A 13,316-nucleotide genomic window follows, 5' to 3' on the forward strand; every position below is an offset into this window, starting at 1 on the left:
TGGTTTAAAGCTCTTTCCCCATTCTTTGACTGACTACATTCATCTATATCTAGAAGAATCATTGCTCCCACAAGGCATCGTACACCGATATTTATCCTCCCTAAATTCGTACCTCTTCGTTTTTCACATGTATTGACATGTACGAATCAAAAACACTATGATACACTGTATTGCAGGCTTTTAACACGTGGTTCGTCAACCATCCCACGCTAAAAAAACTAGGAGGAAAAGAATAATGAAGATAAAAACAATGGCCATTAGCGGGATTATCGCCGCTTTATATGTAGCTGTATCCCTATTAATAGCACCATTAGCATACGCAGCCATCCAATTTAGGATCCCTGAGATGTTCAACCATCTCGTCGTGTTCAATAAGAAATTTATATTTGGGATTGTACTCGGCGTGTTTGTGACAAACTTATTTTCCCCGCTTGGCATGTATGACCTGTTTTTCGGGGTAAGCCAATCAATCCTAGCTCTTTCAATCACGATCTTTTCTGCTAAATTCATATCCGGAATGTTCAAGCGAATGGTCTTCAACACGCTTGTCTTCACCTTTACAATGTTCATCATTGCTTTCGAGTTGAACCTAGCGTTAGGACTGCCTTTCCTTCTTACATGGTTAACAGTTGCTATCGGCGAATTTGTTGTCATGGCAATCGGAATTCCGATTATGATAGCTTTGAATAAACGTCTTAATTTCGAAAAGTTGATTTAACCAAAACGTCCCCTGCCACTTTGTCTACAATTGAATTGGCGGAGACTTTTCTAGGAGGGTTACGATGTATATCTCCATTCAAGAAACCGCCGAACACCTTAGTATGCCCGTCGAACAAGTAGAAAAGTACGTACGGGAAGGCCGTATCCGCTCCGTCCATGATGGGGAACAATTCCTCATTAACAAGGATCAGTTTGGTCACTATTTGGAACAGCTCCAAATGTTGAAACACCAAATCGATGAATGGCGGAACGAACCAATCCCACCCGATCGTGACATTAAAGATGAAGATTAAAAAACCGGCTGAGGACACACACGTCTTCAGCCGATTTTATTTTATTTGAAATGGGTTTTCATTACGAGTAATTAGGGCATAGGAATGAAAATCGCTTTAAACGGCAATACTAAACACACCGATTGATTGCTTTAAAAGCACTTTACTAGTATAGTAAGAAGCTGTTTCTAAATTACCAGTTACACGAGGGGGAATTATGAAGAAAATTTCAAATGTCTTTTACATCACAATTGGTCTGATTATTTTGACCGTCGGGTATGGCGCGTTAGCACCCGAGAATTTCGCTGCTGTCACAACTAATGCCAAAAACTTTGTTGCGTCGTCTTTTGGTTGGTACTATATGCTACTCATGTCATTTATGTTAGTACTTAGTTTCTATTTTATCGTCAGTCCATACGGAAAAATCCGACTTGGAAAAGATACGGACCGCCCGCAGTTTTCAACAGTTACATGGGTTGCCATGCTGTTCTCTGCCGGGATGGGAATCGGCCTCGTCTTTTATGGTGCTGCTGAACCGTTATCACACTTTGCAATCAGCCCTGCTTCGGAAGATCCAAATACAGATGCCGCCTTTAAAGAATCCTTACGTCAGTCTTTCTTCCACTGGGGTATCCACATATGGGCAATGTATGGAGTTACCGCACTATCTCTAGCCTTCTTCCAGTTCCGTAAAGGTGAACCGGGATTAATTTCAGCAACATTGAAGCCGATATTCGGCAAAAAAATGGTTGGTCCGTGGGGTACTCTCGTTGATGTACTCGCCGTTTTTGCGACAGCATTCGGCGTCGCTACATCTCTCGGCTTCGGTGCTGTTCAAATTAATGCAGGCCTCAACTACTTATTTGATGTTAAGATATCTATCTTTTCACAGTTTGTCATCATTGCAGTCATCACGGTCTTGTTCGTGATATCCGCATGGTCTGGGTTAAGCAAAGGTATCAAGTATTTGTCGAATACAAACTTAGTCCTGACACTAGTACTTCTTGGGTTTATCGTCGTTCTAGGACCGACATTGCTCATCTTCAATATGTTCACCGATTCATTTGGCGGCTATTTTTCAAACCTTATCCAAATGAGTTTCGGCACAGCGCCTTTGAATTCCACTGATCGGGAATGGCTCGATGGTTGGACAATTTTCTACTGGGCATGGTGGATTGCTTGGGCACCGTTTGTCAGTATGTTCATTGCTCGTATTTCAAAAGGTCGGACAATTAGGGAGTTCATGATTGGCGTACTTGCTGCGCCTACACTCCTGGTTACATTTTGGTTTTCAGCGTTTGGTTCAACAGCGATTGATATCCAGAAAAAAGGACTTGCCGACTTGACAGTACCAAGTACAGAACTAACTATTTTTGAAATGTTCAATGTTATGCCTTTGTCGTTCATAATATCCATTTGTGCGATTTTATTGATTATTTCATTCTTCATCACATCGGCGGATTCAGCAACTTTTGTCCTCGGTATGCAATCAACAAACGGTTCATTGACGCCACCGAATAATGTGAAGCTCATTTGGGGCGTTATTCAGTCCACAATTGCGCTCATTTTGCTATCTGTCAACGGCCTTACCGCTTTGCAAAACACAATTATTATCGCTGCACTGCCATTTTCTTTTGTCTTGCTGCTCATGGTTGTCGCATTGCTTAAAGCGTTGAAAGCCGAATTAAAGTTGATGAAATTAAAATAATGACCCAAAAGCGATTCCATATATGGAATCGCTTTTTCTTAACTAGTAACAAGAACTTTTTCACGTTTCCCAATCATTTGAAGGAAATCTCCAACCATTGCACTCGCCGTTGGGTACATTCCTGCGCCCGGACCAACAAGTGTGAGCGCACCAAGATAATCAGTTTCAACAATAATTGCATTATTTACGCCATCAACACCATATAGCGGATGTTCTGGGCCAATAAGAACCGGCCCCACACTACCGTGCAATATTCCCTTTTCATCAATCAAAATATCAGCGACATGCCGATAACGAAGTTTAGCCTTAGATGCATCCGCTACATCTTCAATTGTAACCTTGTTAATCCCAACAACCGAAACGCCCTGCCAATTTGGTTGACTACCAAAGGCAAGTGCGCTCAAAATCATCAGTTTCCGAAAGGCATCTTTGCCACTTATATCGTCCGTTGGATCTGCTTCCGCATAACCAAGCACCTGTGCTTCATGAAGCGCGGCTTTAAACGGGATTCCCTCTTTCCGCATCTTCGTCAATATGAAATTGGAAGTACCATTCAAAACGCCTCGAATTCGTCGCACTCGATCTGTTAGTAACAAGTTAGTCACCGTACGGATAATCGGTACACCGCCCGCTGTCGTTGCTTCGTAACCAAAGTGAACTCCGCGGAACTTCGCATGCTTTAGCAACGCTGGACCATGTTTCGCAAACATCGTCTTATTTGCTGTTATAACATGAAAACCTTTTTCTATCGCTTCCGAAAGATACGTATATGCGGGCTCCTCCCCAACAATTGCCTCAAAGATGAAGTCAATGTCCGGATTTGACAAAATTTCCTGAATGTCGTCCGTTATCCTCGTTCCAGGTGTTGCTAGACGTTCTTTCGCCTTATCACGAACCAAGATAGAAACGATATCGATTACACAGCCGGTTTCTCGTTTAATCTCTTCTTTTCTTTCATTCAAAATCCTATAAATCCCTTCACCTACAGTGCCGAAGCCAAGTAGGGCGACTTTGATTGACGGCATACCGCCACCTCCATGGACTGGTTGATGACAAGTCCCCATTTTTCAAATTCCGTTAAAAAGCTTTCATGGCCATTTTTTGTATTGACCAAACAATAGATTGAATTTGGAATCATATGGACAAACGTTCGAGTTTCTTCCGTCGGACACATTGGATCGTGCGTAAACGCAAAGGCCACTACTTTTGCAGTTATCCGGCTGGAAGCTATTTCAATGCCCCCCCGATCACGGCCAATATCATGTGTATTCATGGCACGAATTAAGGGATAGCAACTCTCCATATCATTTCTGCTATTTCCAAAAGGAGATTGCCTGCTCCCTATTTTAGTTGTTTGCGGCGTCACAGCCATTGGGAATAGAATATCCATATCTTCGGGATACAAAATGCCCCATTCAAGTACACGCATGCCACCAAACGAACCGCCGATGACCGCCCGGATTCGATTGACGCCAAGTACCGCCAACGCTCTGCGTTCCGCGTGCACCATATCGCGGATTGTTACTTCCGGAAATAAGTTCCTATAAAACTCACCCGTGGCTGGATTAACAGCTAACGGCCCTGTTGATCCGTCACTTCCGCCAAGTGCGTTAAAAGAGATGACTGATAACCCGTTCGTATCGATACTTTTCCCACGGCCGACTAGCCCGCTCCACCAACCCGGGTTTTCATCCGTTCCAACTGTCACGTGATTTCCTGTCAAGGCATGACAAACTAAGACGATCGGTCTATCCAGACTGCCTATTCTTTCATAAGCAAGCTGTACATTTTCTAAGACGACACCGGATTCCAATGTCATGTTACCGATTTCTACAATTCCCGTCTTCACGATTGTCACGCCCTTCCTTTTACCCGAAAATCATACCGTTACTGGTACTGCTAGTTCAATCGCTTGTGCAAGGTCTGCAATAATATCTTCTACAGATTCAAGCCCAACCGATAGTCTGATCAATTCTTCTGTTACGCCCGACTTTTCCAAGTCTTCAGGTCCAAGTTGCTGATGCGTCGTTGAAGCAGGATGAATAATCAGCGATTTTGCATCCCCAACGTTCGCAACATGCGACCAGATCTTAACGTTATCAATTACATTTCGGCCTGCATCGCGTCCACCTTTAATACCAAATACAATAATGGAACCGAAACCGTTTTTCAAGTACTTTTTCGCAAGGTCATAAGATGGATGATCTTCGTTGCCTGTATATGTTACCCATTCAACAGATGGATGTTTCTTCAAGAACTCCGCTACCTTAACGGCATTTTCATTATGCCTTGTCACACGCAGGTGCAACGTTTCAAGTCCTTGGAGGAAGTTGAATGCACTATCCGGATCTAAGCAAGGCCCGAAGTCACGCAAGAGTTGAACGCGTAGTTTAGTCGCAAATGCCGCTGCTGCTGTATCAATTCCGTAACGAAGACCATGATATGATGCATCCGGCTCTGTGAAGCCAGGGAACCTCCCCTGTGTCCAATCGAATGTTCCGGCATCAACAGCAACCCCACCGATTGTCGTACCATGCCCACCAATCCATTTTGTAGCAGAATGGATGACAACATCCGCACCGAACTCAATAGGATTCGAACCATATGGCGATGCAAATGTACTATCTATGAGAAGCGGAAGACCATTTTCATGCGCAATGTTCGCAACCGCTTCAATATCAAGAACATGAAGACCCGGGTTACCGATTGTTTCTGCGAATACGGCTTTTGTTTTATCTGTAATTGCTACACGGAAATTTTCAGAATCTGTTGCGTCGACGAATTTTACATTAATTCCATATCGCGGTAGCGTAGTGGCGAATAGATTATACGTACCACCGTATAAGTTGCTTGCTGCAACAATTTCATCTCCGGCCCCTGCAACGTTCAAAATGGAAAATGCAATAGCCGCCATGCCAGAAGACAATGCAACTGCCGCCGTACCACCTTCAAGAAGCGCAATACGCTCTTCAAAAACTGCAACAGTCGGATTTGTGATGCGTGTGTAGATATTGCCTGCTTCTTGTAGTGCAAATAATTTTTGAGCGTGCTCTGTATCACGGAATACAAAAGAAGAGGTTCTATGAATTGGAACTGCGCGTGAACCTGTTACAGGATCAGGTTTTTGTCCACCGTGTAGAAGAATTGTTTCGGGTTGAAGTTTTGTCATTTTCATTACCTCCAGAGTTTTTTTAGATGGATACGATTGTGATGTACGGAGGCGTTAGGGGTATTTTCGGAATAAAAAATAACCCCCTTCGCTTAAGAAGAGGGTTACGCTTTCGCTTATTCCTCCCCTTATCTTTCAGACCGTTCGCACGAATCTGTAGGAAGTAGCACCTTTGCAAGTTGGTGACTTGCTGGTTGCCGGGCATCGCAGGGCCTATTCCCTCCGCCGCTCTTGATAAGAGTTTGTGATATTCAGTTTTCCATCTTGTGACATAGTATAGTAGATATCTCAATACTTTGTCAATAGTTTATTGAACAATATTTCTGAAACTTGTGTCTATGTAGAATGTTACACTTAATCTATCGCCATTTTAGGAGGAATTTGATATGTGGTTGTGGGTTGTAGGCGTGCTCTTTTGGGGATATGCAGTCGGTTGTCTGCATGGGTCAGTTATCGCGCAGAAAATATCCGGCGTTAATTTGAAAGAAACTGGTGTAAAAAATGCCGGCGCTTCGAATGCGACCATTGTTCTTGGAAAGAAATTCGGCGCACTTGTTGCAGTAATTGATATCGGAAAAGGTGCGGCAGCTGTCTTACTTGTGCGTTATTTCGCAGATAACGCGGGACTTCTAGGAGACATTTTAGCCTCACTTTTATTCCTCGCAGGTGCAGCAACCGTAATTGGGCATAACTTCCCGTTTTATATGAACTTTAACGGCGGTAAAGGAACCGCGACAATTATTGGTGTACTGCTCGCCATCGACTGGCAGATTGGACTCATCGGTTTTGTATTATTTGTCGTCGTAGCGCTAGTAACAGACTTTCTCGTGTTCGGTGTACTGATGCTCTACCTGACGCTTATCGCGATGGCAGTGTGGACGGACGGATACTGGCCGGTCGTGATAGCAACTCTGTTATTTGCAATTGCGGTTTGGAAGCATATTGAGAATTTCCAACGGATGAAAGAGCGTAGTGAGAAGCGGGTTTCGACGGTGTTTAAAAAGAATAAAAGTAAAAACTGAGAGCCCCTAAATAGGAGGTTCTCAGTTTTTTATTTAGCAGGATAAAAAGTATTCCCCTAACTCATTCGTTTTCACTGAACACTCTCTTCATAACCGCAATAATAAAGTCCACATCTTCATCCGTACAAGACAGCGGTGGGCTGAGCGCTAGAATATTGTTATACCCAGCAACTGTATCGCCGTTCCTTCCTATAATAAGTCCATTCGCCTTACATTCGCCAATGATTTTCGCAACACGGGCATTTGTAGCAGGTTCTTTCGTTTCTTTATTCTCCACAAGTTCAATGCCTAACAAGAATCCAAGCCCGCGGATATCTCCAACAAACGGATGATCCTTTAAGCTTGCCAACTCTTTTAGGAGACGCTCGCCAAGCTCAGCCGACCGTTCAACAAGACTTTCTCTCTCAATGATTTCTAGATTCTTCAACGCGACTGCACAAGCCGCTGGATTCCCACCAAATGTATTAACATGGCGGAAATGACTGTTACCTTCACCTGTATCGAACTTTTCATAAATATCTTTTCGAATAGCCGTAACTGATAATGGCAAATAAGCGCTCGTTAGTCCTTTTGCCATCGTAATAATGTCCGGTTTTAAATTAAAATGCTGATGACCAAATTCTTTCCCAGTCCGTCCGAATCCACAAATGACTTCATCAACAATAAGCAGCACACCGTGGCGTGTACAGATTTCCTGGACTTTCTCCAGATAAATCGGATGTGGAATTAGGATTCCACCACCTGTAATAAGCGGTTCCATAATAATTCCAGCGATTGTTTCCTTCTGTTCCCAAATGATCTTTTCTTCAAACTCTTGGGCGCGTTGTATATTGTATTCTTCAATTGACTGTCCCGCAGGTCTACGGTAATTGTCCGGAGGTGCAATGTGCAAGAATCCTGGCGCTAGCGGCTCATACTTGTATTTCCGCAGTGATTGACCCGTTGCAGCCAATGCCCCCATGGAGCTTCCGTGATACGCACGGTAGCGGGAAATGAATTTATAGCGTGACGGCTCCCCGTTTTGTTGATGGTATTGACGCGCAAGTTTAAATGCTACTTCGTTCGCATCAGACCCGCTGTTTGAATAAAAGATTTTATAGTCGCCGCCAAGCATTTCATTCAACTTTTCAGCAAGTAAAATCGCTGGTTCGTGACTTTGAGTCATCGGTGTATAGGCCATCTTTTTCATCTGATCATAGGCAGCTTGCGCTAGCTCCTCACGACCATAACCAACGTTTACACACCATAACCCAGACATTCCATCCAAGTAACGATTGCCGTTATGGTCTGTAATCCAGGCCCCTTCCCCACTCTCCACTATCATCGGTGGATTCTTTTCATTATAGGAAGAAATATGGTGCCAAACGTTTTCCCGGTCCTTTTCAACTAATGATTTCGTAGTCTCTTTTGCTGTAGTCATTTCCTCTACTCCCTTCTATTTTCACAATTAATTCTTAGTATTAGTGACGCGCAGTCAACATTTTTTTACGTGTGTAAAACTCAATCCCATCGCGACCATTCGCGTGCAAGTCACCGTAGAATGATTTTTTATAGCCAGAGAACGGGAAGAACGCCATTGGAGCTGGAACACCAAGATTCACGCCAAGCATCCCCGCATCAATTTCTTCTCTAAATTTTCGGATTGCACTTGCACTATCTGTAAATAAACAAGCCCCGTTTGCAAACTCTGATTTGTTCGCAAGTTCAATTGCTTCATCTAATGTATCCACTCGTACAATAGACAACACCGGAGCAAAAATCTCTTCTTTCCAGATTTTCATTTCCTGAGTGACATTGTCAAAAATCGTCGGGCCGACGAAATAACCGCCTTCCGAAGTAGACTTATCTTCACGGCCATCACGTAATAGTTTAGCACCTTCCGCAATACCTGATTCGATGAAACCGAGTGTCTTGCCTTTATGTGAATCTCTAATAACAGGTCCAAGGAAAATCCCTTCTTCTAGTCCATTACCAATCGTCAGTTTATTTGACTCATCTACTAGTCTTCCGACAAGTTCATCTGCAATATCACCTACTGCAACGACGACTGCACAAGCCATACATCTTTCCCCTGCAGATCCGAAAGCCGCGTTAATAATATTGGTGACCGTCAAATCCATATCCGCATCCGGCATAACAATTGTGTGGTTTTTCGCGCCTGCTAATGCTTGGACACGCTTACCATTTGACGTTCCAGTTTTATACACATACTCAGCAACTGGCTGTGAACCTACGAACGACACGGCCGGAATATCTGGGTGATTTAGAATGCCATTTACGATTTCATGCGCACCATGAACGATATTGAAAACACCGTCAGGCAGACCCGCTTCATGCAATAATTCAGCAAGACGGTTCGCCAAGAGTGGCGTCCGCTCTGAAGGTTTTAGGATGAACGTATTTCCACTCGCGATTGCAAGAGGGAACATCCAGCAAGGCACCATCATAGGGAAATTGAACGGTGTAATCCCACCAATTACTCCTATCGGATAGCGGTACATACCCGATTCAATGTTCGTTGCGATATCAGGGAGCTGATACCCCATCATTAACGTTGGGGCTCCAGCAGCAAATTCGACACACTCAATCCCACGCTGTACTTCGCCGTACGCTTCAGCATAGTTTTTACCGTTTTCAAGCGTAATAATTTTCGCTAGTTCTTCCCAGTTCTCTACTAACAACTGCTGATATTTAAATAGAATTCTTGAACGTTGAGGTACGGCAACTTTCTTCCACTTTGCAAATGCAGTTTTCGCTGCCCCTACCGCATTATTCAAATCTTCTAGCGTCGAAATAGGAACTTCGGCCAAGATTTCTCCTGTCGCTGGATTTGGTACCTCTTCATATTTATCTGTCGTTGATTTTACCCATTGTCCATTGATGAAATTTGTTAGCGTCTTCTTTTCTACCGCTGTTATTATCATTTTCATTCCTCCAATTCTATTGTCCTTGCTAGTTGAGGCTATTTTAGTTAGACTTCTAAATATAGTTTACAAATAATTTGAATTGTTTTCAATTTACACTTTGTCTAATCATTAGACGTTTATTTTGACGTTATGGAGGTCGTAACTTATATGAATAAATTAAAGCTAACCGTCCGCGATGTTCTGTCACGGGACTCTTTCAAACACGCGAAAGTCGTTGCAGGAAAAGAAGGATTGAACCGGCAAGTAAAATGGTCTCATGTATTAGAGGTAAAAGAATTTGATGCCTTAATAAACGGAGGAGAGATGATTCTTACGACGGGAATAGGTTTACAACTAGATTTAGTAAGCCAACTAAAGTATGTAACAAGTCTAATAGAGAAAGATGTGGCATGTATCTGTATAGAGGTGGGACCTATCTATAAAGAAATCCCATTCGAAATCATCGAACTAGCAAACAAACACGCATTTCCATTCATTATTTTTGAAAAAACCGTCAAGTTCGTGGATATTACCCAAGACCTTCATACGTTTATCATTAATCAACATCACCAGATGCTTTCACAACTTGATACCTTATCGAGAAAATTCATAACACTTTCCCTTGCACCCAATGGTATTTTAAAAATCTTACAAGAACTGAATCAATTTTTCCGACATAACATCCTTTTCATCACTGATGATGCAAAGCCTTATTATTACCCGTCCGAGGCTAAGGATTTGGAAACGTCCGTCCGTAACCACCTTGAAGGTTTCCCGTTAATCAATACGGAACAGAAGTTTTTCACACTTGAAGAACAAGTATTTGCCGTGATGCCTGTTATTGGGCTAGGACAAGTTTGGGGACATCTCTGCCTCCAAGTTAAAGAGAAGCTACTGGATGAACTTCCCTTTCTCATTTTGGATCGCGCTGCACTTGCACTTACTCAAATTATGCTACGCAACCGGACAATTGAGGAACGCAAACAGAATAATGAAGACAGTTTTGTACGGAATTTATTGAACGGAAGAGATTTTGAACAGGAAGACCTTCAAAAGTATTTGCCAGCCACAAGTCGCAATATGTATTTCAGAGTTTTTATCATACAGATGAATGCACCGGAAATGAACATCGATGAAGGGAACTGGGAAGAGATCAAACTGCAGCAATCAATCATGACTCGGGCTCTTTTTAAACGAAATGGGTTTTTCCCCGCTGTTTCATCCAGTAAAAATGAAATAACAATTATTGCATCATTTATTGCAGCAGATCATTTAAAACTGGAAACGGTACGATTTTCAGAAATTATACAAAGTCTCATTGGGCTGAGGGAAAGTAATATAATTGATTCGAGTAAATTCACATTTGGAATAAGCACAGTTTACAAAGATATTAATCAAGTAAAAACAGGCTATAATGAAGCGAAAAAAGTTCTTAGATTGTATGAGTCCCAAACAACAACTACTCACTTCTATGAAGAGCTTGGAGTGTACAGACTTCTTCTCTTATTAGCGAATAGCAATAATCTTGAAGCCTATGTAAATGATTACTTAACTGAAGTGCTAGATTATGATAGAAAAACGGAAAGCGATCTATTCACAACGTTAAGTGTCTATCTGGATTGTGGCGGAGCAAAGAAAGAAACTGCAGATCGTTTGTTCATCGTTAGGCAAACGTTATACCACAGGTTGGAGAAACTGGAAATGCTTCTTGGTAAGAATTTTATGGAGCCATCAAACCGGCTTGCACTTGAAGTAGCAATAAAAGCTCATAAACTTTTGAAAGATGGCCCTTATATAGAAAAAAAAGCCGCCATTGCTCCATAAAGCAAAACGGCTTTTCTTTCACACTAAATGTAATGCTACTTTTTCGATAAGAATTTCACCATCTATTACCGTCATCTCAACTTGTAAGTCTTTTATCTTCTCCTTTTCAATCGTTAGAAGACTTTCGTTTAAGACTACTAGATCCGCTAGCTTTCCAACTTCTATACTTCCTTTGTTTTGTTCCTCGAAGCTTGCATAGGCACCCATCCATGTATAAGCTTTGACGGCTTCAAGAATGTCTATGACTTGTCTCTCGCCAACTACCTGTCCTGATTTTGTTTTTCTATTCACTGCTGCATGTATTCCAAGTAGGGGATCATGAAATACAACTGGGGCGTCCGATGCAAATGCTGAAGGAATCGACGCATCAATATAATCCCTTGCAGGATACATAATATCGACCCGATCACCGTAGTTCTCTAAATATGAATCTCCATTTACGTACATGAATGCAGGGTTAGGTACTATGACAACATTCAATTGTTTCATACGTTTCTGTAAGTCTGGTGATGCAATACCCGCATGTTCTATGCGGTGGCGATGGTTGTCACGCGGATGTTCATTTACCGCATTTTCAATACAGTTAAGAACCATTTCAATTGCTTGGTCACCTTGTGCATGTGCGGTTATCTGAAAGCCCTTCTTATGCGCTTCGCCTAAAATCTTGTTTAATTGATCCTGACTATAGTAAAGTATCCCCTTATTCCCCGCATCGCTATCGTATGGTTCTCTCGTGGCAATAGTAGGACCCGTGCTACTACCATCAGTAAAAAGTTTCGCCGGGCCTATTTTAAATCGACTATTCCCCATACCCGTTACAACTCCAGCATCAACCATTTTTTGTATGAATGTTTCAGAATCCGTCAAGGAACCAATCATCGCATAAACTCTAACCTTTATGTCGCCCGACATGACACTCTGCTGCATCACCCTAAGAATATCAGGCCCCGACCCATAGCCTCCAGCATCATGAACACTCGTTATTCCCGCTCTAACAAAATTATCCGATGCAAGCTTCATCGCTTTTTTCAATTCTTCATCGCTGTAGGAAGCAACAGTGAATAATTTCATATGAGCATTTTCAATAAGTCTTCCTGTCAATTCCCCTAAATCATCCTTTTCAAGTATTCCACCTTCCGGGTTGCGCGATTGTTTCGTAAATCCGCCCATTTCCAGTGCTTTGCTATTGGCGATAGATGTATGGTTACAAGTACGAATTATGACAATTGGATGACTTGTCGATACAGCATCTAATTCTTCCTTCGTCGGAAATCGTTTTTCTTCCACTTCATGTTCATTGAAACCCCATGCTCTAACCCATTCTCCTACACTTGTATTCTCTGCCTTCTTTTTGAGTTCTTTAAAGATATCATCCAATGACCGGATATGAGGACCAACACAGCTAACTCCGAGAAGGTTCGTTCCGTAAATCGTCAAATGGAGGTGGGCATCTATAAACCCAGGGATTAGCGATTTCCCTTTCAAATCGATAACTTTTGTTTCATTACCTATAAACTGCTTCATTTCAGCAGACGTACCTGTACTAATTATAATATTTCCTTTGACCGCTACCCCTTCCAAAATAGTCTGTTTAGAGTCTACAGTAATAACTTCTCCATCAATGAATACAATGTCCGCCTTCATCGGATTCCCCCCTGTTTATAGAATGTCTTTTGGAAATAAAGCAAAACTCCA

Annotated in this window: 11 protein-coding genes and 2 riboswitches; of the genes, 5 read left to right on the forward strand and 6 right to left on the reverse strand. The window is 42.4% G+C overall.

What is annotated here, in order from left to right:
- Positions 1 to 181 precede the first annotated feature (181 nt).
- Positions 182 to 228: riboswitch (PreQ1 riboswitch) on the forward strand.
- A gap of 7 nt (positions 229 to 235) precedes the next feature.
- From I2483_RS07715 to I2483_RS07725, 3 genes are all read left to right on the forward strand, one after another.
- Complete coding sequence (locus tag I2483_RS07715) at positions 236 to 718, forward strand: QueT transporter family protein (RefSeq protein WP_207175018.1); 483 nt, start codon at positions 236 to 238, stop codon at positions 716 to 718.
- A gap of 64 nt (positions 719 to 782) precedes the next feature.
- A complete protein-coding gene (locus tag I2483_RS07720) occupies positions 783 to 1,013 on the forward strand; it encodes an excisionase family DNA-binding protein (RefSeq protein ID WP_207175020.1) in 231 nt (76 codons plus the stop codon).
- Between the two features lie 196 nt (positions 1,014 to 1,209).
- Positions 1,210 to 2,700, forward strand: a complete 1,491-nt coding sequence (locus tag I2483_RS07725; protein ID WP_186668225.1) for a BCCT family transporter — start codon at positions 1,210 to 1,212, stop codon at positions 2,698 to 2,700.
- Between the two features lie 38 nt (positions 2,701 to 2,738).
- On the opposite strand, the gene I2483_RS07730 is transcribed toward I2483_RS07725, so the two are convergent.
- Genes I2483_RS07730 through I2483_RS07740 form a run of 3 tightly spaced genes read right to left on the reverse strand, consistent with a single transcriptional unit; the run spans position 2,739 to position 5,869 of the window.
- A complete protein-coding gene (locus I2483_RS07730) occupies positions 2,739 to 3,725 on the reverse strand; it encodes a homoserine dehydrogenase (protein ID WP_207175022.1) in 987 nt (328 codons plus the stop codon).
- Entirely contained in the window at positions 3,683 to 4,549 is an 867-nt protein-coding gene (locus tag I2483_RS07735) for a homoserine O-acetyltransferase family protein (RefSeq protein WP_207175024.1), read from the reverse strand. Before I2483_RS07735 ends, I2483_RS07730 begins: the two co-directional genes overlap by 43 nt.
- Before the next feature lie 30 nt (positions 4,550 to 4,579).
- Positions 4,580 to 5,869, reverse strand: a complete 1,290-nt coding sequence (locus tag I2483_RS07740) for an O-acetylhomoserine aminocarboxypropyltransferase/cysteine synthase family protein (protein WP_207175026.1) — start codon at positions 5,867 to 5,869, stop codon at positions 4,580 to 4,582.
- A gap of 125 nt (positions 5,870 to 5,994) precedes the next feature.
- A riboswitch (SAM riboswitch) is annotated at positions 5,995 to 6,110 on the reverse strand.
- A 145-nt stretch (positions 6,111 to 6,255) separates the two neighbouring features.
- Here I2483_RS07740 and I2483_RS07745 point away from each other — a divergent pair.
- Positions 6,256 to 6,891 carry a glycerol-3-phosphate acyltransferase gene (locus I2483_RS07745; RefSeq protein ID WP_207175028.1) on the forward strand — a complete coding sequence of 212 codons (636 nt, stop codon included), beginning with the start codon at positions 6,256 to 6,258 and terminating at the stop codon, positions 6,889 to 6,891.
- A 61-nt stretch (positions 6,892 to 6,952) separates the two neighbouring features.
- On the opposite strand, the gene I2483_RS07750 is transcribed toward I2483_RS07745, so the two are convergent.
- Both I2483_RS07750 and I2483_RS07755 read right to left on the reverse strand, forming a co-directional pair.
- A complete protein-coding gene (locus tag I2483_RS07750) occupies positions 6,953 to 8,311 on the reverse strand; it encodes an aspartate aminotransferase family protein (RefSeq protein ID WP_207175030.1) in 1,359 nt (452 codons plus the stop codon).
- 40 nt (positions 8,312 to 8,351) lie between these two features.
- Positions 8,352 to 9,815 (reverse strand): CoA-acylating methylmalonate-semialdehyde dehydrogenase, encoded by a 1,464-nt coding sequence (locus I2483_RS07755; RefSeq protein WP_207175032.1) that lies wholly within the window; start codon positions 9,813 to 9,815, stop codon positions 8,352 to 8,354.
- A gap of 150 nt (positions 9,816 to 9,965) precedes the next feature.
- On the opposite strand from I2483_RS07755, the gene I2483_RS07760 reads away from it, so the two are divergent.
- Positions 9,966 to 11,621: a PucR family transcriptional regulator gene (locus I2483_RS07760; RefSeq protein ID WP_207175034.1), complete on the forward strand. Its 1,656-nt coding sequence runs from the start codon at positions 9,966 to 9,968 to the stop codon at positions 11,619 to 11,621.
- An 18-nt stretch (positions 11,622 to 11,639) separates the two neighbouring features.
- On the opposite strand, the gene I2483_RS07765 is transcribed toward I2483_RS07760, so the two are convergent.
- Entirely contained in the window at positions 11,640 to 13,265 is a 1,626-nt protein-coding gene (locus tag I2483_RS07765; protein ID WP_207175036.1) for an amidohydrolase, read from the reverse strand.
- Between the last annotated feature and the right edge of the window lie 51 nt (positions 13,266 to 13,316).

The sequence above is a fragment of the Sporosarcina sp. E16_3 genome, assembly GCF_017347125.1.
Taxonomy (GTDB): domain Bacteria; phylum Bacillota; class Bacilli; order Bacillales_A; family Planococcaceae; genus Sporosarcina.

Coding starts and splice junctions, on each gene's coding strand:
- I2483_RS07745 (WP_207175028.1), top strand. CDS start 6,256: ATGTGGTTGTGGGTTGTAGGCGTGCTCTTTTGGGGATATGCAGTCGGT.
- I2483_RS07725 (WP_186668225.1), top strand. CDS start 1,210: ATGAAGAAAATTTCAAATGTCTTTTACATCACAATTGGTCTGATTATT.
- I2483_RS07730 (WP_207175022.1), bottom strand. CDS start 3,725: ATGCCGTCAATCAAAGTCGCCCTACTTGGCTTCGGCACTGTAGGTGAA.
- I2483_RS07760 (WP_207175034.1), top strand. CDS start 9,966: ATGAATAAATTAAAGCTAACCGTCCGCGATGTTCTGTCACGGGACTCT.
- I2483_RS07740 (WP_207175026.1), bottom strand. CDS start 5,869: ATGACAAAACTTCAACCCGAAACAATTCTTCTACACGGTGGACAAAAA.
- I2483_RS07765 (WP_207175036.1), bottom strand. CDS start 13,265: ATGAAGGCGGACATTGTATTCATTGATGGAGAAGTTATTACTGTAGAC.
- I2483_RS07720 (WP_207175020.1), top strand. CDS start 783: ATGTATATCTCCATTCAAGAAACCGCCGAACACCTTAGTATGCCCGTC.
- I2483_RS07755 (WP_207175032.1), bottom strand. CDS start 9,815: ATGATAATAACAGCGGTAGAAAAGAAGACGCTAACAAATTTCATCAAT.
- I2483_RS07715 (WP_207175018.1), top strand. CDS start 236: ATGAAGATAAAAACAATGGCCATTAGCGGGATTATCGCCGCTTTATAT.
- I2483_RS07750 (WP_207175030.1), bottom strand. CDS start 8,311: ATGACTACAGCAAAAGAGACTACGAAATCATTAGTTGAAAAGGACCGG.